13 protein-coding genes and 1 tRNA gene are annotated in these 17,723 nt (G+C 64.2%); 5 read left to right on the forward strand and 9 right to left on the reverse strand.

Going from position 1 to position 17,723, the window contains the following annotated elements:
* Positions 1 to 17 precede the first annotated feature (17 nt).
* The 4 genes from AB8841_RS26360 to cpdR all read right to left on the reverse strand — a co-directional run bounded on the left by AB8841_RS26360 (position 18) and on the right by cpdR (position 1,378).
* Positions 18 to 617, reverse strand: a complete 600-nt coding sequence (locus AB8841_RS26360; protein WP_370438703.1) for a tetratricopeptide repeat protein — start codon at positions 615 to 617, stop codon at positions 18 to 20.
* A 69-nt stretch (positions 618 to 686) separates the two neighbouring features.
* On the reverse strand, positions 687 to 812 hold the full coding sequence (ykgO, locus tag AB8841_RS26365; RefSeq protein ID WP_009763379.1) for a type B 50S ribosomal protein L36: 126 nt from the start codon (positions 810 to 812) through the stop codon (positions 687 to 689).
* Positions 813 to 854: 42 nt separating this feature from the next.
* Positions 855 to 929 (reverse strand) — tRNA-Val (locus AB8841_RS26370).
* A gap of 92 nt (positions 930 to 1,021) precedes the next feature.
* Positions 1,022 to 1,378, reverse strand: coding sequence for a cell cycle two-component system response regulator CpdR (gene cpdR / locus AB8841_RS26375; RefSeq protein ID WP_047191407.1), 357 nt, complete (start codon positions 1,376 to 1,378; stop codon positions 1,022 to 1,024).
* A gap of 174 nt (positions 1,379 to 1,552) precedes the next feature.
* On the opposite strand from cpdR, the gene AB8841_RS26380 reads away from it, so the two are divergent.
* Positions 1,553 to 2,443 carry an N-formylglutamate amidohydrolase gene (locus AB8841_RS26380; protein ID WP_370438704.1) on the forward strand — a complete coding sequence of 297 codons (891 nt, stop codon included), beginning with the start codon at positions 1,553 to 1,555 and terminating at the stop codon, positions 2,441 to 2,443.
* A gap of 353 nt (positions 2,444 to 2,796) precedes the next feature.
* Here AB8841_RS26380 and AB8841_RS26385 read toward each other — a convergent pair whose 3' ends face one another.
* A complete protein-coding gene (locus AB8841_RS26385; protein ID WP_370438705.1) occupies positions 2,797 to 4,056 on the reverse strand; it encodes an MFS transporter in 1,260 nt (419 codons plus the stop codon).
* Positions 4,057 to 4,170: 114 nt separating this feature from the next.
* On the opposite strand from AB8841_RS26385, the gene hisN reads away from it, so the two are divergent.
* Complete coding sequence (gene hisN, locus AB8841_RS26390; RefSeq protein WP_370438706.1) at positions 4,171 to 4,953, forward strand: histidinol-phosphatase; 783 nt, start codon at positions 4,171 to 4,173, stop codon at positions 4,951 to 4,953.
* Here hisN and AB8841_RS26395 read toward each other — a convergent pair.
* The gene (locus AB8841_RS26395; RefSeq protein WP_370438707.1) at positions 4,873 to 5,934 is read right to left on the reverse strand and encodes an alpha/beta fold hydrolase; all 1,062 of its coding nucleotides are present in this window, start codon (positions 5,932 to 5,934) and stop codon (positions 4,873 to 4,875) included. The genes hisN and AB8841_RS26395 overlap by 81 nt on opposite strands.
* 189 nt (positions 5,935 to 6,123) lie before the next feature.
* Here AB8841_RS26395 and AB8841_RS26400 point away from each other — a divergent pair, with 189 nt between their 5' ends.
* Positions 6,124 to 6,582: an Hsp20 family protein gene (locus AB8841_RS26400; protein ID WP_370438708.1), complete on the forward strand. Its 459-nt coding sequence runs from the start codon at positions 6,124 to 6,126 to the stop codon at positions 6,580 to 6,582.
* A gap of 635 nt (positions 6,583 to 7,217) precedes the next feature.
* On the opposite strand, the gene AB8841_RS26405 is transcribed toward AB8841_RS26400, so the two are convergent.
* A complete protein-coding gene (locus AB8841_RS26405) occupies positions 7,218 to 8,294 on the reverse strand; it encodes a low specificity L-threonine aldolase (RefSeq protein WP_370438709.1) in 1,077 nt (358 codons plus the stop codon).
* Between the two features lie 494 nt (positions 8,295 to 8,788).
* On the opposite strand from AB8841_RS26405, the gene gltB reads away from it, so the two are divergent.
* Both gltB and AB8841_RS26415 read left to right on the forward strand, forming a co-directional pair.
* A complete protein-coding gene (gltB, locus tag AB8841_RS26410; protein ID WP_370438710.1) occupies positions 8,789 to 13,525 on the forward strand; it encodes a glutamate synthase large subunit in 4,737 nt (1,578 codons plus the stop codon).
* An 18-nt stretch (positions 13,526 to 13,543) separates the two neighbouring features.
* Positions 13,544 to 14,965 carry a glutamate synthase subunit beta gene (locus AB8841_RS26415; RefSeq protein WP_370438711.1) on the forward strand — a complete coding sequence of 474 codons (1,422 nt, stop codon included), beginning with the start codon at positions 13,544 to 13,546 and terminating at the stop codon, positions 14,963 to 14,965.
* Positions 14,966 to 15,034: 69 nt separating this feature from the next.
* Here the strand turns inward: AB8841_RS26415 and AB8841_RS26420 are convergent, their stop codons facing one another.
* Both AB8841_RS26420 and AB8841_RS26425 read right to left on the reverse strand, forming a co-directional pair.
* A complete protein-coding gene (locus AB8841_RS26420; protein ID WP_370438712.1) occupies positions 15,035 to 16,276 on the reverse strand; it encodes a DUF459 domain-containing protein in 1,242 nt (413 codons plus the stop codon).
* Between the two features lie 54 nt (positions 16,277 to 16,330).
* Complete coding sequence (locus AB8841_RS26425) at positions 16,331 to 17,557, reverse strand: lytic murein transglycosylase (protein WP_370438713.1); 1,227 nt, start codon at positions 17,555 to 17,557, stop codon at positions 16,331 to 16,333.
* Between the last annotated feature and the right edge of the window lie 166 nt (positions 17,558 to 17,723).

Consider the following 17,723-nt stretch of genomic DNA (forward strand, 5'->3'; position numbering starts at 1 on the left):
CTTTTTCGCACGATACGTTAGAGATCCTGCCCGTCCACGTCGGGGATGAGGCGGTCCACGATCGTCTTCACGCTCGATTGTTGCGGATTGATCGTCAGCACGTGCCGATAAGCCTCGAGCGCCCGCGCCTTGTCGTCGGAAGCCATCAGGATATGGCCGAGTCCGGTCCAGGCGTTGAAATGGCGCGGCTCGATCGCGAGCGCCCGGCTGAGATCCGCCATGGCCCCGACCGGATCGTCCAGCTGATAGAACACCGTCGCCCGGCGATACCAGGCCTCCGCCCAGTTCGGCTGAAGGGCCAGCACCCGGTCGAGCAGTTCGACGGCGAGCGGGAACTCCTTCTTCTCGAAGGCCTCCGTGGCCCGGCCGAGGAGCAGGTCCGCCGTATCGGAGCCGGAACGCGCGAATCGCCGCTCGATCAGGTTCGAGATGCCCTCCGCCTCGCGCTCCGAGCCGGCCTTGGAGAGGCGGTCGAACAGATCGTCGAGCGTGACGGGCTTGGGCTTGGGCGGCTGCTCCTTCGCCGAAGGCGAATGAGGTCGAGCGGCCTCCTGCGCATTCGAGGGATACGCGGCGAGGCTCAGCGATGCGGTCAGCAGGAACGCAAAAAAACGCATGCCGGGATTTTAGGATCCCGGCATGCGCGGTCAATTCATAAAAGCGTGCGCGGGATCGCCGCGCCTGACTTAGCCCTGACGAGCCTTGTAGCGCTTCTGGGTCTTGTTGATGATGTAGACCCGGCCCTTGCGACGCACCAGCTGGTTGTCGCGGTGACGGCCGCGGATCGACTTCAACGAGTTACGGATCTTCATATCCGGTCTCCTGCGGCCCTTCGGGAAGGCCGGAAAAAGAAATGGTGGGCGCGGCTGGGATCGAACCAGCGACCCCTACGATGTCAACGTAGTGCTCTCCCGCTGAGCTACGCGCCCGGGAAACGGTGATGTTTGACGTCCCGTCTCGGCTGTGGGGGGCGATATACCCAGAACTGGGCATATGCGCAAGTCATGATGAGCAACCTTTTTTAGGCCGCCATCATTTTGTCGACCTCGCTGACGAGGTCGCGCAGGTGGAAGGGCTTGGAAAGCACCTTCGCATCCTTCGGAGCCTGAGAATCCGGATTCAGGGCCACGGCGGCAAAACCGGTGATGAACATGACCTTGATGTCCGGGTCGAGCTCGGTGGCCCGGCGGGCCAGCTCGATTCCGTCCATCTCAGGCATGACGATATCCGTCAGGAGAAGCTCGAAAGGCTCCTCCCGCAGGCGGTTATAGGCGGAAAGCCCATTGTCGAACGGGGCCACCTCGTAGCCTGCGTTCTCCAGCGCCTTCACAAGAAAGCGCCGCATATCGTTGTCGTCTTCGGCAAGAAGAATCTTCATCGGCTGCCAAGCCCCGAATCGTGGCGAATGATCTCAGGAGCCTTTCATGCCCCCACCGGGTAAATAACCCGTGAAAGAACGACGCAGCACCCCCACCATATTGTCGTGGACAGGCGGCGCCGCTGCCTTACACTAGCAAAAAAGCCGATCTTCATTTCAGAATAGCCAGTTTTCATGCGGCCAGCCATCGTCGACGAGTTCGATCCCCCTTTCGTCCTTAACGAGCCTGCGGCACAGACGATTCCGTTCGTCTTCAATGCCCCCCACGCGGGCGCCGTCTATCCGGCCTCCTTCCTGGCGGCGTCCCGCCTGGACGCCGTGGCCTTGCGCCGGTCGGAGGACGCCTATGTGGACGAGCTCTTTTCCTCGGTCACGGAGCTGGGCGCTCCTCTCATGGCGGCGCGCTTCCCGCGGGCCTATCTGGACCTCAACCGGGAGCCCTACGAACTCGATTCCCGCATGTTCGATGGACGCCTGCCGCCCTTCGCCAACACCCGCTCCATGCGGGTGGCCGGAGGCCTCGGAACCATCCCTCGCATCGTCGCCGACGGGCAGGAGATCTACCACGCGCGCCTCCCGGTCGATGAAGCGCTCCACCGGATCGAATGGCTCTACAAGCCCTACCACCGGACATTGCGCCAGGTCGTGCGCCGCACCGCCGATCTCTTCGGCCATGCGGTTCTCATCGACTGCCACTCCATGCCCTCCTCCAGCGTAAGCCGGGATGACGGCACGAGGGCCGATATCGTGCTCGGCGACCGATACGGCACCTCGTGCGCGGGCCTGCTCATCGATATCGTCGAGGCGGCCCTGAGGGGACGCGGCTATGCGGTGGTGCGCAACAAGCCTTACGCGGGCGGCTTCATCACCGAGCATTACGGGGAGCCGGCCCTCGGACGACATGCCTTGCAGGTGGAGATCAACCGGGCGCTCTACATGGAGGAGCGCAGCATGACCAAGAGGGCGGGCTTCGCGGTTCTGGCGGACGATCTGTTCCAGGCCTTCCACCAGGTCATCGGCGACATCGAAGGGGAGCTGACGACCCGGCGCATCGCGGCGGAGTGATGGCGGCTACAGCATCGGACGTGACATCGAACCCAGATCCGATGCATTGAGCTTTTGTTATCGAGCATCTTTTCACGCAAAACCGGTTCCCACTTTTGCGTTCGATGCTGCCGCACTTTGATTTGAGCATCTTTTCACGCAAAACCGGTTCCCACTTTTGCGTTCGATGCTGCCGTCCGAAGCGCGGACAGAAGAAACACGGCCCGAAAAAGAAAAAAGGCCGCCGTCGCCGGCAGCCCGAAGTTTAGGGAGGAAACGCCCAAGAAGGGCTACGACAAGGCGACGCCATCGCCATATCGCACTGCAATATTGCCTTCGCGTCGCACAAAAATCAACAAAAAAATCACGCCTCGTTATGCTTTAGGCGCATATCTGTTGGGATGGGGGTCAATAGCCCTGCCATAAATGAACAGGCTCAGGAGCAGCCAGCTGCCCAGAGCCGCGAAGACGAGCCGATATCCCTCCGCCGCATAGCCTCCGCTCCCCGACCGCCCCATGGCGTCGATCAGGATGCCCGTGACGCTTTGTGACAGGAACGCCCCGCCCATGGTGCCGATGTTCATGAGCGTGATCCCCCGGCCCGTCAGATGGGGCGGAAACAGGGATTTCCCGTGTGAGGTCAGAATGGGCGTGAACGATACGCTCAAGCCGAACAGGATGAACCAGACCGGAATCAGGGTCAGATCGAGAGGCGCGAAAACCAGGACCGCGATCATCGCGACCACCGCAAGGCCGCCGATGAGGACCGGCTTCTTGTAGCTGCCCCGGAACCGGTCGGTGGCTCCCCAGAGCAGCATCCCGCAGATCTGGGCTCCAGCTCCGAGCAGGAGGATCCGCCCCTTTGTGGCAAGATCGGCCCCGTGCACGTCAGCCAGCCAGGGCCCGCCCCAGAGACCGATGATGGAAACGAAGCACGAATAAGTGGTCAGGTGCATGAAAAACACGCGCCAGAAGGACGGCACCTTCGCGGCTAAGGCTACGCCCTTCAAAGCCTCGCCCCAGCTTTCCCGCTTCCCGGCGTCACCGGCATCCTTCGGCACCGCGACCATAATCACCAGCATCGTGGCGACGGTGAGCGCCGCGACGATCAGAAACGAACTGCGCCAGCCAATGGCCGCCGACGCCGCCGCCAGGGGCGCCGTGGCCGCGAGCGTGCCGAGATTGGCGCCACCCATCTGGATGCTTGTCAGCCCGGCAAATCGCTGCAGCGGGAAGCGCCGCGCATAGATGACGAGGGGCGCCATGAAGAAGGTGGAGCAGCCGAGCCCCATCAGGGCCCGGGCGGCGATCAGCAGAGACGCCGAGGGCGCCATGGCGAACATGGCCGTGGCGGCCACGGCCATCACGGCCGTGGCGAGCATGATGCGTTTGGGGCCGAAGCGGTCGATGAGGATCCCGATCGGGACCTGAACCGCCGCGAAGGTGAGGAAGAAAGCGCTCGACAGAAGACCGGTCTGCGTGGCGGAGAGAGACATTTCCCTCGCCAGATCGCTGGCGATAACCCCTATGGAATTGCGCAGGAACTGACTGACGGCGTACATTGCCACCAGTGCCGCAACGAGGAAAACAGTGGCCTCCGAGCGGGTTGCAGAAACCTTGGCTGCCGAATCCATGAATGTCCCGCCCTTCCCTGCGCCGCTGCTCACTTGCCGAACGCCAGACGCTTGATAAAAGCGAAGCGATAACAGGCCAAGGCCGGCCTGGACGATTCACGAGGACATCCAAGCATGGGGCTCATCGACTTCACGCATTTCGTCAACGAGCTCGCCACCTCGTCCGGTCAGGCGATCATGCCGTTCTTCCGTACGGCGATTGCGTCCGAGGACAAATCCCGCGGCGGAGCGTTCGATCCGGTCACGGAAGCCGACCGGGCGAGCGAAGCCACCATGCGCCACCTCATCAAGCGCAGCTTCCCCACCCACGGCATCATCGGCGAGGAGTTCGGAGCGGAGAACGCGGATGCGGATTACGTGTGGGTGCTCGATCCCATCGACGGCACGCGCGCCTTCATCGCGGGTCTTCCCACCTGGGGCACGCTGATCGGCCTCACCTACAAGGGCCGTCCGGTCTTCGGCATGATGCACCAGCCGTTTACCGGCGAGCGCTTCTTCGGAGACGGAGGCTCGAGCACCTATCGGGGTCCGGGCGGCGAGCGTAAGCTCATGGCGCGCCGCTGCGCCTCGCTGAAGGACGCGGTGATCTCCACCACGAGTCCGCGCCTCTTTGCGGGTGAGGATCTGCGCGCCTATGACCGTGTGGAAAGCGTGGCACGCCTCGCCCGCTACGGCTGCGACTGCTATGCCTATTGCATGCTCGCGGCGGGCCACATCGATCTGGTCGTGGAATCCGGCCTCAAGGCCTACGACATCGCGGCTCTGGTGCCGATCATCGAAGGCGCGGGCGGCATCGTCACCACTTGGGACGGAGGGTCAGCCGCCGGTGGCGGGCGCATCGTCGCGGCCGGCGACCGCCGGGTCCACGCCGCCGCCGTCGAGCTGCTCAGCCGATAAGCCCAGGACGTCGAGATCCGGCTTCCGCTCGGTCCTCACATCGGGCGTTCCGGGGATGAAGGCATCGAACGCGGCCCAGAACTGCTCGCGGATCTCGTCGCGCTCCATGAGAATCTCATGCCGCGCGCCGGGAATGACAATGGCGTGTCCCGCCTTCAGCCGCGCGGCAAAGCGCTCCGTCGCAGGCGTCGCGCAGACCGGGTCCTCTCCTGCGGCGACGATCAGCGTGGGCAGGCGGATCTTCAGCGCATAGTTCGGCGCCGTGAAGCACCTCATGAAGCGGAAGGCGGCATCCATCCATGCCACCGTCGGCGCACCGATGGCACCCGGCCCGATGGCCGTCGCCGCATCCGCGTTGCGGGAATAGCGCACCGGGTCGCTCGTGAGGCGGTTTCCCTTGAACGGCAGCGTGGAGATCGACGTCTCGCCGCCACCGGGAACGAACGTCTTGCCCATGCCGAAAAGCCTCAGGAGGCGTGCGAGAAAGGCCGCCCCGCGGGTCCGCCTGACGATGGAAAGCGCGATCATCGGCGTGGTCGTGACGAGCCGGCGGAAGGGCAGCCAGCTCTCGTGGGCCGCGTTGAGCGCAATGGCTCCGCCCATGGAATGGGCGAGCGCGAAGTGAGGCTCGGGCATGTGCGGCACCAGGATCTGGTCGCGCACGGCTTCCAGATCGAGCCTGTAATCGGCAAACCGCCTCACGTGCCCCTTGCGGGGGTTCTTCACCTGCCGCCCCGAGAGCCCCTGCCCGCGCCAGTCGAACGTCACCACTGCAAAGCCGCGCGCGAGAAGATCTCTGACCGTCTCGAAATACTTCTCGATGAACTCGGCCCTGCCGTGCAGGATGCAGACGGTTCCCTTGGGCCGGTCGGTTTCGGCCTTCCAGTAGGCGACCCGCAGGGCGATGCCGTCGGCCGTGGTGATGCCGGTGAGCACCGGCTCGCCGGGCACGGGGTTGTTGGGGGTCGGGAAGAATTCCACGGCTGGCCTCACGAAACGATGTGACCCCTTTATAGGGCGGTATGGGCCCGAGGGGCGAGCCTCTTGAACCCGAATGGATCTATTCCCACATGGATGATGTGCCGGCCGATGGCGGCACCGATCCCGATCCAGCCTTTTTAAGAGGTGGATCTTCAATGAATGCATGTTGCTTCTGATGGAGGATATGCCATGCGACAGTTCGATCTTGCTCCCCTGTACCGCAACACGGTCGGTTTCGACCGTCTGTTCTCGATGCTCGACCAGATGGTCGGCGTCGATGCGGCCCCAAGCTACCCGCCCTACAATATCGAGCGCACCGGCGAGAACGCCTATCGCATCTCGATCGCGGTCGCCGGATTTACCGACAAGGACCTCACCATCGAGGTGAAGGAAAACACCCTCTCCGTTCGCGGCGAGAAGAAGCCTAACGAAGAGCGTAAGGCCGAAGTGCTCCATCAGGGCATCGCGGCGCGCAGCTTTGACCGGCGCTTCCAGCTGGCCGATGGCGTCCAGGTCGTGGGTGCCAGCCTCGAGAACGGCCTGCTGCACCTGGATCTCGTGCGCGAGACGCCCGAGGCCAAGAAGCCGAAGCTCATCCCGATTGCCATGAACGGCGCTCAGGCGGTCGAGACCAAGCAGGCCGCCTAAAGCGGATCACTGAACAATTCAACGCGCCATGGCCGATCCCTGGACTTGATCCGGGGATCGGCTCCGCAACCCGCGTTTCTTCCATATCCGTCGGCCGGGGCAGCTATTGCCTGAGCCCGGGCTCCACATCCGCTCGCAATGCGGAGACAGACGAGCGGCGGCCCCTGTGCTCGCTCCAGATGCGTTACAGCATCGGACACGGGAAGTGGACCTGCACTTTTGGGACCCACTGATGCTTTCTCCTTGAATGAGAGCATCGTTCGGGCGGACGCGAAGGGCCGCGTCAGCGAATACCGGATCCACTTTTCGCTAGAGCATCGAACGCGGGAAGTGGGAACCGGTTTTGCGTGGAAAGATGCTCAAGACCATAGACTTACAGCGTCGGACGTGAGTTCGATTTCACGCCCGACGCTGTAGCGCGGCCCGCTGGGTCCGCACGATGCTCTAAGATTATGGATCCCCGATTGCGTGGAGATGATGAGGAATGCCCCAAACAAAAAGAGCGCCCCGTTGGCTCGGGGCGCTTTTGTTTTGATCCCTGGTCCAGATAGTCCCGCCGGGGCTGGAGGTGAACCCCGTTGGTCAGGTCTCGTAGGCCAGACATCGCGGGTGAATGCGGCAAGGTTAGGGCAATGTCACTCCGCCGCCTGCCGTGGCGCGGCCGAACGGGCGATCTCCAACAGCTTTCGCACATCCTGCTCCTGCGACGCGAAGGAGAGCACGAGGCGGATCAGGGTCTCGTCCGGCCCGATGGTCTCGCCCGCAGGCAGGCTCAGTTCCGTCCAGGGGTGATAGAGGATGCCTGCCTCCTTGAGCGCCTTGTCCATAGACGCCGGGATGATCGGGAAGACCTCGTTGGCCTGCGTCGCCCAGGCGAGACGCACGCCGGGAAGCTCTGAAAGCCCATCCGAGAGAAGCCTCGCCAGGCGATTGGCGTAGCGGGCATTGGCATACCAGTGATCGTCGGCGAAATAGCCCTCGAACTGCGCCGAGATCAGGCGGCCCTTGGACACGATCTGACCGGCGCGCTTCGCCCGGTAGTCGAGCGCCTCGGCGAGCTCGGGCTTGAACACCACGATGGCCTCGGCCATCAGACAGCCGTTCTTCGTCCCTCCGAAGGAGAGAATGTCCACACCCTGCTTCCAGGTCATCTCGGCCGGCGTGCAGCCGAGCGACACGAGGGCGTTGGCGAAGCGCGCCCCATCCATGTGGAAGGAGAGCCCATGCTCCCGGCAGACATCGCCGAGCGCCTTGAGCTCGTCCGGATGATAGACGAGGCCGCATTCCGTGACCTGGGAAATCGACAGGGCCTTGGGCGGCATCTGCTTCACGGCTCTGGAAAGCCCCTTCAGATAAGTCGAGACGCCCTCGGCCGTGAGCTTCGCGCCGACTCCAGGAAGACCCGCGAGCTTGGCTCCATGCATGAAGAATTCCGGCGCACCGCATTCGTCGTCGATCACATGCGCCTCCCGGTGACAGACGCACAGGCCGTAGGGCGGCACGGCAGAGGAGAGCGCGAGAGCGTTGGCGGCGGTTCCGGTGGTCACGAAGAACACCGAGACCTCTCGCTCGAAGACCTCGTTGAAGCGCGCCTTCACCCGCTTGGTGATCTCGTCGCCCCCATAGGCCGGCATAGCCCCCGCATTGGCTTGGCTCAGAGCCTGTAGAACCTGGGCGCTGGCGCCGACGATATTGTCGCTTGCGAAATTCATGAATGCTCTCCTTGACGGCGCAGCCTCCCCATGGGGAGCAACATGTCAAGATCATTGACCCATCGGCGAAGACTTTCGTTTCCAGGTGCCAAAGGCTGCTTTTGTTACATTCCTGATTGGCCGCTTGTAACTTTCGTCTAAAATTTTTCTAAACCCCTCTTGTGTGCTTTTCGGTTCTCTGGCACTTTGCCGACATTAGGACAGCGATGCTGTCCCATTTGGGGTGTCCGCACCCTTTGGCCTGAGGTTTTCTTGATGCTTCGTCAGATGCGAACGACGCGAGATACCGAAAAACCTGCCCGCAAAACGTGGGCGGGACGGGCAACTTTGGGCTGAATTCAAGCCTGGGATGCCCGCGAGGTGCGGGCTCTCCATCCGGTGACCCGAGCCTCGCAAGACGCGAGAAGCGGCGGGCATCCGGAAGATCCAACATCCGACGGGCCCGAAAGCCGCCTCAACAACCTTGAAGACGTGTTCGGATGTGAGGATCTGCCATGAGCCACGTGCCAACGAAGAGCCTGGGAAGCAAAGTGCCAAGCCGCACGGCCGCGACGGCGGATACCGTCAAATTCGTGCGCGATCCTGGTCTGCCCGCTCCTCAGGGCCTCTACCATCCGAATAACGAGCAGGATTCCTGCGGTGTCGGCTTCATCGCCGACATGAAGAACCGCAAGTCGCATACGATCGTCGAGCAGGGCCTGTCGATCCTGCACAACCTCGATCATCGCGGCGCCGTCGGCGCGGACCCGAAGATGGGAGACGGCTGCGGCATTCTGGTGCAGATTCCGCATAAATTCTTTGCCGCCGAATGTGCCAAGCTCGGCATCTGGCTGCCGGAAGAAGGGCAATACGGCGTCGGTCACCTGTTCATGCCGCGCAATCCCGAAGGCCTCCAGCTCGTCGAGGAGATCGTCACCAAGGCGATCACGGACGAGGGCCTGCAGGTTCTCGGCTGGCGCGACGTGCCCGTGGATTCGAGCGATCTCGGCGAGAGCGTGAAGGCCACCGAGCCCCTGCACCGCCAGATCTTCATCGGCAAGGGCAAGAGTCTTGGAAGAACCTCGGGGATGGACGACCAGGAGACCTTCGAGCGTCGCCTGTTCATCGCCCGCAAGGTCATCTCCAACGCCGTCTACGACATGAAGGACGAGCGCACCGCCGGCTATTACCCGGTGAGCCTGTCCTCGCGCACCATCGTCTACAAGGGCATGGTGCTCGTGACACAGCTGCGCCAATACTATCCCGACCTGCAGGATCCGCGCTTCGAGAGCGCCATCGCTCTCGTGCACCAGCGCTTCGCCACCAACACCTTCCCCACCTGGCAGCTCGCGCATCCCTACCGCATGGTCGCCCATAACGGCGAGATCAACACTCTGCGCGGCAACGTGAACTGGATGGCCGCGCGCCAGGCCTCCGTCGATTCCGAGCTCTTCGGCAACGACATCTCGAAGCTCTGGCCGATCTCCTATGAGGGACAGTCCGACACCGCCTGCTTCGACAACGCGCTCGAATTCCTGGTGCGCGGCGGCTACTCCCTGTCGCACGCCATGATGATGCTGATTCCGGAAGCCTGGGCCGGCAATCCGCTCATGAACGACGACCGGCGCGCGTTCTACGAGTATCACGCGGCCCTCATGGAGCCGTGGGACGGCCCGGCGGCCGTGTGCTTCACCGACGGCAAGCAGATCGGTGCGACGCTCGACCGCAACGGCCTCCGGCCTGCCCGCTATCTCGTGACCGACGACGGCCTCGTGGTGCTCGCCTCCGAGATGGGCGTGCTGCCGATTCCCGAGGAGAAGATCGTCGAGAAGTGGCGCCTGCAACCCGGCAAGATGCTCCTCATCGACCTTCAGGAAGGCCGCATCATCTCCGACGACGAGATCAAGCAGCAGCTGTCCGACGCTCATCCCTACAAGGATTGGCTGAAGCGCACGCAGATCGTGCTGGAAGACCTGAAGCCCGTCCAGGCGCGCGAATCCCGCACCGACGTGTCGCTCCTCGACCGTCAGCAGGCCTTCGGCTACACGGCGGAAGACCTCAAGCTGCTCATGCAGCCCATGGCCGTGACCGGCCAGGAGGCCGTGGGCTCCATGGGCTCCGATACGCCGATCTCCGCGCTCTCCGACAAGCCGAAGCTGCTCTACACCTATTTCAAGCAGAACTTCGCCCAGGTGACGAACCCGCCGATCGACCCGATCCGCGAGGAGCTCGTCATGAGCCTCGTGTCGTTCATCGGCCCGCGCCCGAACATTCTCGATCTCGAAGGCACCTCGCGCCGCAAGCGCCTGGAAGTGCGTCAGCCGATCCTCACCAACGAGGATCTGGAGAAGATCCGGTGCATCGGCCATTTCGAGGACCGCTTCGACACGAAGACCCTCGACATCACCTACGATGCCGAGCTTGGCGCATCCGCCCTCGACGGCGCGCTCGACCGCCTCTGCGACCGCGCGGAAGCGGCGGTTCACGGCGGCTATAACATCATCATCCTGTCCGACCGCATGGTGGGACCGGACCGCATCCCGATCCCGGCGCTCCTCGCCACCGCGGCCGTGCACAATTACCTCATCCGCAAAGGGCTGCGCACCTCGGTCGGCCTCGTGGTCGAATCCGGCGAGCCGCGCGAGATCCATCACTTCGCATGCCTCGCCGGTTACGGCGCGGAGGCGATCAATCCATATCTCGCCTTCGAGACCATCGCCGACATGCACGCCCGCGGCGAGCTGCCCGAAGAGGTGGACGGGGACGAAGCGATCAAGCGCTACATCAAGTCCATCGGCAAGGGCCTGCTCAAGGTGATGTCCAAGATGGGCATCTCCACCTATCAGTCCTATTGCGGCGCGCAGATCTTCGATGCGGTCGGCCTCAAGTCCGAGTTCGTGGCGCGCGACTTCTTCGGCACCGCGACCACCATCGAAGGCATCGGCATGGACGAGGTGGCGGAAGAGAACGTGCACCGCCACCGCGACGCCTTCGGCGACGCACCGATCTATCGCGGCGCGCTCGATGTGGGCGGCGAATACGCCTTCCGTCAGCGCGGTGAGGTGCATGCCTGGAACCCCGATACCGTCGCCACGCTCCAGCACGCGGTGCGCCTCAACGCGCAGGACCGCTACCGCGAGTTCGCGCGCCTCGTGAACGAGCAGGACAACGAGCTCAAGACCATCCGCGGCCTCTTCCGCATCAGGACGGCGCAAGAGGCGGGCCGCGCGCCTGTTCCGTTGAGCGAGGTCGAGCCCGCCCATGAGATCGTGAAGCGCTTCTCCACGGGCGCCATGTCCTTCGGCTCCATCTCGAAGGAAGCGCACGAGACTCTGGCGCTCGCCATGAACGCCATCGGCGGCAAGTCCAACACCGGTGAAGGCGGCGAGGAGCCCGAGCGCTTCCGTCCGCTGCCCGACGGCCGCTCCAAGCGTTCCGCCATCAAGCAGGTCGCCTCGGGCCGCTTCGGCGTGACGACGGAATACCTCGTCAACGCGGACATGATGCAGATCAAGGTCGCTCAGGGAGCCAAGCCCGGCGAGGGCGGCCAGCTGCCCGGCCACAAGGTCGACGTGAAAATCGCCCGCGTGCGCCATTCGACTCCGGGCGTGGGCCTCATCTCCCCGCCCCCGCATCACGACATCTACTCCATCGAGGATCTCGCGCAGCTGATCTTCGACCTCAAGAACGTGAACCCCCAGGCCGACGTGTCGGTGAAGCTCGTCTCGGAAGTCGGCGTGGGCACCGTGGCGGCCGGCGTGGCGAAAGCGCGCGCCGACCACATCACCGTCTCGGGCTTCGAGGGCGGCACGGGCGCCTCTCCCCTCACCTCGCTCAAGCATGCGGGCTCGCCGTGGGAGATCGGCCTGGCCGAGACGCAGCAGACCCTCGTGCTCAACCGTCTGCGCGGACGCGTGGCCCTGCAGGCCGACGGCGGCCTCCGCACCGGCCGCGACGTGGTGATCGCGGCTCTGCTCGGCGCCGACGAATACGGCTTCTCGACCGCGCCGCTCATCGCTGCAGGCTGCATCATGATGCGCAAGTGCCACCTGAACACCTGCCCGGTGGGCGTGGCCACGCAGGATCCGGTTCTGCGCAAGCGCTTCAAGGGCCTGCCGGAACACGTCATCAACTACTTCTTCTTCGTTGCCGAGGAAGTGCGCGAGATGATGGCCGAGATGGGCTTTACCTCCATCGACGAGATGATCGGCCGGTCCGACCTCTTGGACAAGAACGCGGCCATCGATCACTGGAAGGCGAAGGGCCTCGACTTCACGAAGCTCTTCCACAAGCCGGATGTTCCTGCCGACGTCGCGGTCCGTCACCTGGAGCGTCAGGTTCATCCCATCGCGAACGTGCTCGACCGCGACCTCATCGCTCAGGCCGGCCCCGCCCTGGAGAACGGCGAAGCCGTCGCCATCGAGGCGCGGGTGCGCAGCTCCGACAGGTCCGTGGGCGCGATGCTCTCGGGCGCGGTCGCCAAGCGCTACGGCCATGAGGGCCTGCCCGACGACACGATCACCGTGAACCTGAAGGGCACGGCGGGCCAGAGCTTCGGCGCATGGCTGGCCGCGGGCGTGACGCTGAAACTCGAGGGCGAGGCGAACGACTATGTCGGCAAGGGCCTCTCGGGCGGCAAGCTGATCATCAGGCCGACGCTTTCTTCGAAAGCGGTGCCCGAGCGCTCGATCATCGTCGGCAACACGGTGATGTACGGCGCGATCGCAGGCGAAGCCTATTTCCGCGGCGTCGCGGGCGAGCGTTTCGCCGTGCGCAATTCCGGCGCCATCGCGGTGGTGGAAGGCACGGGCGATCACGGCTGCGAATACATGACCGGCGGCCTCGTGGTCGTGCTCGGCCAGACGGGCCGCAACTTCGCGGCGGGCATGTCGGGCGGCATCGCCTATGTGCTCGACGAGGACGGCACGTTCGGGAAGCGCTGCAACCTCTCCATGGTCGATCTCGAACCGGTCGAGGAGGAGGAGGACCTCATGCGCCGTCTCCATCATCACGGCGGCGATCTGGAAACCAAGGGCCGCATCGACATCATGGCCAACATGTCCGGCCCTGATGAAGAGCGTCTGATGCAGCTGATCACCAATCACCACACCTATACGGGCTCGGCCCGCGCGAAGGAGATCCTCGACAACTGGGCGACCTTCCGCACCAAGTTCGTGAAGGTGATGCCGGTCGAGTACCGTCGCGCGCTCCAGGAGATGGACCGTCTCCGGAACCTGCAGGCAGCGGAATAAGGAACAAGGGGCAAACCGATGGGTAAGGTCACAGGCTTTCTCGAATACGACCGGCAGGAGCAGAAGTATCAGCTCGCCGGTGAGCGTGTGCGGCACTTCCGCGAGTTCACGCTGCCGCTCGACGACAACGATCTCAAGAAGCAGGCGGGACGCTGCATGGATTGCGGCATCCCCTTCTGCCACGGCCCGACGGGCTGTCCGGTGCACAACCAGATTCCCGACTGGAACGATCTCGTCTGGCAGAGCGACTGGGAGGAAGCCGCGCGCAACCTCCACACCACCAACAACTTCCCCGAATTCACCGGCCGCATCTGCCCCGCCCCGTGCGAGGAAGCCTGCACCCTGAACCTCGAAAACCAGCCGGTCGCCATCAAGACCATCGAGCAGGCGATCGCCGACAAGGCGTGGGAGATGGGCTACATCAAGCCCGAGCCCGCCGAGATTTCCACCGGCAGGCGCGTGGCCGTCATCGGCTCGGGCCCCGCGGGCCTGGCGGCGGCACAGCAGCTCGCGCGCGCAGGCCACGAGGTGCATGTGTTCGAGCGTCAGGCCAGGCCCGGCGGCCTGCTGCGCTACGGCATTCCGGACTTCAAGATGGAGAAGTACCACATCGACCGCCGTGTGAAGCAGATGGAGGCCGAAGGCGTCGTCTTCCATTGCGGCGTCAATATCGGCGTGGACCGGAGCTTCGCCTCGCTTCACAACGAGTACGACGCGGTGCTCTTCGCGGGCGGCGCGGAGGACCCGCGCAACCCCAATCTGCCTGGGCAGGACCTGAAGGGCGTTCACTACGCGATGCCCTATCTCACCCAATCCAACAAGCGCGTGGGGGGCGAGGACGTCGCCGACGAGGCGATCCTCGCCAGCGGCAAGCATGTCGTCGTCATCGGCGGCGGCGATACGGCCTCCGACTGCGTCGGGACCGCGTTCCGTCAGGGCGCGCTGTCCGTCACGCAGCTCGACATCCGTCCCAAGCCCCCGGAGCGCGAGGACAAGCTGACCGTGTGGCCCTACTGGCCGACGAAGATGCGGACCTCCTCCTCGCAGGCCGAAGGCGCGGAGCGCGAGTTCCAGGCCGCAACGCTGGGAATCGTCGGCAAGAAGGGCCAGGCGACAGGCGTGCAATGCGCCCGCGTCGACGAGAAGCGCCAGCCGATTCCGGGCACGGAATTCATCCTCAAGGCCGATCTCGTCTTCCTTGCCATCGGCTTTGCCGGCTCCGTGAAGGAAGGCCTGCTGGAGCAGTCCGGCGTCGCGATCGACCGGCGCGGCAACGTGGTGGCCGACGACAAGAGCTACAGGACCTCGAACGACAAGGTCTTCGTCGCCGGCGACATGCGCCGCGGCCAGTCCCTCGTCGTCTGGGCGATCCGCGAGGGCCGTCAGGCCGCGCGCGCCATCGACACCTATCTGACGGGTTCGAGCGACCTGCCGGTCTGATCGTCCGACAAGGGATAAGGGCGGCTGATCGGAGCGATGAGGCCGCCCTTTCAGTTCCGGCTGTTACGATCAGGATTTAGGCCAACGGAAATCGTCCGCGCGTCCCGGGCGGGAACCCGGTGCGATGCCCGTGCGCAAAGCGCGCCTTACCGGATAGGCTTGATCGCCGCTGAGCTTCGGCGCACCGGAAACCAGGCTTCCACCCGGCGTCACGTCCTGGCGCGTCAGCGGCAGGACGGGACCGACGAGAGGCTTCATCGGGAGTGAAACCGGAGCGGCGGCATCGGGGAGCGCGGGAAGTGCGGCCTCGATGTCCACACCGCTCGTCGGAGCGGTCGCCACGGGCGTCCCGGTCCGCAGCGATTCCAGGATCTTCTTGATCTCCACATCCGCGAAAAACGCGATCTTGCGCGCGCCCGCCTTGGTGAAGGAAACGCCGTCGTCGGTGCGCAGCCGTGCCGGCTCGCCATCCACATCCGGTCCGGTGGAGGTATAGCGGTTCTCGTCGTCCACGAAGCCGGGGAAGATATCCACATAAGTCCCGCCGTGGCGCGGTACGCTCTCCTGGTAGACGTTGTTCATGTCCAGGAGCTCCTCCGAAAGCCTGCTGCTCTTCATGGGCGGCAGGCCGATCCAGATGACGGGAATGCCGCGCTCCTGGAAGGTATTCAGGATCCCGTCGATCCTTTTGCCGTAGAGATCCTTCCAACGGTCGGAGAGAAGCTCGACCCGTTCCTCTCCCTCCTGCAGGCTCTGCCGGTCGCTCAGGCCAAGCATGACGACGGCGACGGTCGCCTTCTGGCCGGAATCGAGGGTGGACTTGATGAAGTTCGGCCAATCCGCCGGGTCGCTTCGCACGAGATTGCTGCCGTTCCTGATCTTGCCGACGACGGCCACATCCTGATTGTCGGCATAGACCGCCTCGAGGCCCTGGCGCGCGAACTCGGCGAGGGAATCGCCGAAGACCACGACATGGGTGCTGGGATCCACCTTGGGCTTTTCCGAGCGCGCGACCGGCGCCGGAGACGGCGCCTTGCGGGGCTTTGCCACGGGGGCGCGCACCGTCGGTGGCGGTTCGTCGGGAATGCCGAAGAAGCGGCGAAGGCTGAAACCCTGCTGGGGCTGCGCGGGCTGGACGAGCTTTCCCGGGTAGTAGCCCGGCGGATAGGCCCGGGGATCGCGGTAGGGTTGCGGCTGCTGTTGCTGCTGTTGCGGCGGATAATAATAGCCCTGCGCCACGACCGACGTCCCGCTTCCCAGGGCGAGAAGCAGGCTCAAGGCAACCAGACTTAGGATCGTCAGCAACCGCATCGGTGGTTCCACAAGGTCCGCACCACCCAGTTTATAGAGCTTTTGCGGAACCTGTCAGCGGGCCGCACGCAATTCGCGCAAGACCACGGAATCAGCATAGCCATCGGGAATTAAGCCACGCCTGAGCTGGAAGTTCCGCACGGCCTCCCGGGTCTTGGACCCGAATTTGCCGTCCGCCTCGCCCTCATAGAAGCCGAGCCGTGCGAGCCGCTGCTGCAATTCGTGGCGCTCATCCTTGTCGAGCATGGGCTGGTCCTTGGGCCAAGATCCCTGGATCGGCAGACCTCCCATGATCCGATCGCCGAGATGGGCCACCCCCATGGCGTAGGCGTCCGAGGAATTGTAGCTCTTGATCACATCGTAGTTCTTCGTGACCAGGAAGGCCGGACCGCCGGCTCCGCCCGGCAGGAACAGGGTCGCCTCGCCGGATCGGGGCATGGCCTTTCCGTCGCTCCGGCTCAGGCCCAGGGTCTGCCATTGTGGAAAGGTCAGCGTCAGGTAACGGAAATCGAAGCGCGGCGGCAGCTTGATCTCGAAGCCCCAGGGCAGGCCCGGCTCCCAGCCCTGCTGGCGCAGGTAGTTGGCCGTCGAGGCCATGGCGTCCGGCACCGACGACCAGATATCGCGCACCCCGTCCCGGTTACCGTCGACGGCGTATTTCATGAAGCTCGAGGGCATGAACTGGGTCTGGCCCATGGCCCCGGCCCAGGAGCCCAGCATCTTGTCGCGGCTGATATGCTCCTCCTCCAGGATCTGGAGGGCGATGAGGAGCTCTTCCTTGAAGAAATCTGCGCGATAGCCCGTATAGGCGAGCGTCGCGAGGGCCCGCACGACGTAGATGGAGCCGGTGAAGCTGCCGAAATTGGTCTCCATGCCCCAGACGCCGAGAACCACGGAACGGGGAACGCCATATGTCTTTTCGATGGCCGCCAGGGTCTTCGGCCATTCGGCCGCCATGTCACGGCCGCGCTGCAGGCGCTGGGCCGATACCGCACCGTTGACGTAGTCCCAGATAGGACGGACGAATTCGGACTGCTTCCGGGTGAGCGCGATGATCTTCGGATCGGGCGCAACGCCCCGGAAAGCCTCCTCGAAGGTGGCGCGGGAAACCCCGCGCGCCTTGGCGGCCGGCCACAGGCCCTGCACGAAACGCTGGAACCCCGCTTCCGACACGGCCTGCGCCTGAGCGGGCCGCACCAGGCCCTCCACGCCCATTGTGACGCTCAGACCGAGAAGGAGGGCGCCGCAGAAGCGGCGGACCGAGGGAAGCGGCAGATGCATGAATGTCGCTCACGGAAACAGGACAGAATTGTCCGGCCATTGCGACACGAAGAGAGTTAACAGCCAGTTGACAGAGCATCGGACGTGAAAAGTGGACTTGCACTTTTGGGATTGCATCCGAGGCTCTCTTCCTGGAAAGAGCGCATCGTTCTTGCGAAAATCCGGG

The sequence above is a fragment of the Microvirga sp. TS319 genome (assembly GCF_041276405.1).
Lineage (GTDB): Bacteria > Pseudomonadota > Alphaproteobacteria > Rhizobiales > Beijerinckiaceae > Microvirga.

Bases quoted from the DNA above. Each gene is read 5' to 3' on its own strand.
- AB8841_RS26360 (WP_370438703.1), bottom strand. From the start codon at position 617: ATGCGTTTTTTTGCGTTCCTGCTGACCGCATCGCTGAGCCTCGCCGCG.
- ykgO (WP_009763379.1), bottom strand. From the start codon at position 812: ATGAAGATCCGTAACTCGTTGAAGTCGATCCGCGGCCGTCACCGCGAC.
- cpdR (WP_047191407.1), bottom strand. From the start codon at position 1,378: ATGAAGATTCTTCTTGCCGAAGACGACAACGATATGCGGCGCTTTCTT.
- AB8841_RS26380 (WP_370438704.1), top strand. From the start codon at position 1,553: ATGCGGCCAGCCATCGTCGACGAGTTCGATCCCCCTTTCGTCCTTAAC.
- AB8841_RS26385 (WP_370438705.1), bottom strand. From the start codon at position 4,056: ATGGATTCGGCAGCCAAGGTTTCTGCAACCCGCTCGGAGGCCACTGTT.
- hisN (WP_370438706.1), top strand. From the start codon at position 4,171: ATGGGGCTCATCGACTTCACGCATTTCGTCAACGAGCTCGCCACCTCG.
- AB8841_RS26400 (WP_370438708.1), top strand. From the start codon at position 6,124: ATGCGACAGTTCGATCTTGCTCCCCTGTACCGCAACACGGTCGGTTTC.
- AB8841_RS26405 (WP_370438709.1), bottom strand. From the start codon at position 8,294: ATGAATTTCGCAAGCGACAATATCGTCGGCGCCAGCGCCCAGGTTCTA.
- gltB (WP_370438710.1), top strand. From the start codon at position 8,789: ATGAGCCACGTGCCAACGAAGAGCCTGGGAAGCAAAGTGCCAAGCCGC.
- AB8841_RS26415 (WP_370438711.1), top strand. From the start codon at position 13,544: ATGGGTAAGGTCACAGGCTTTCTCGAATACGACCGGCAGGAGCAGAAG.
- AB8841_RS26420 (WP_370438712.1), bottom strand. From the start codon at position 16,276: ATGCGGTTGCTGACGATCCTAAGTCTGGTTGCCTTGAGCCTGCTTCTC.
- AB8841_RS26425 (WP_370438713.1), bottom strand. From the start codon at position 17,557: ATGCATCTGCCGCTTCCCTCGGTCCGCCGCTTCTGCGGCGCCCTCCTT.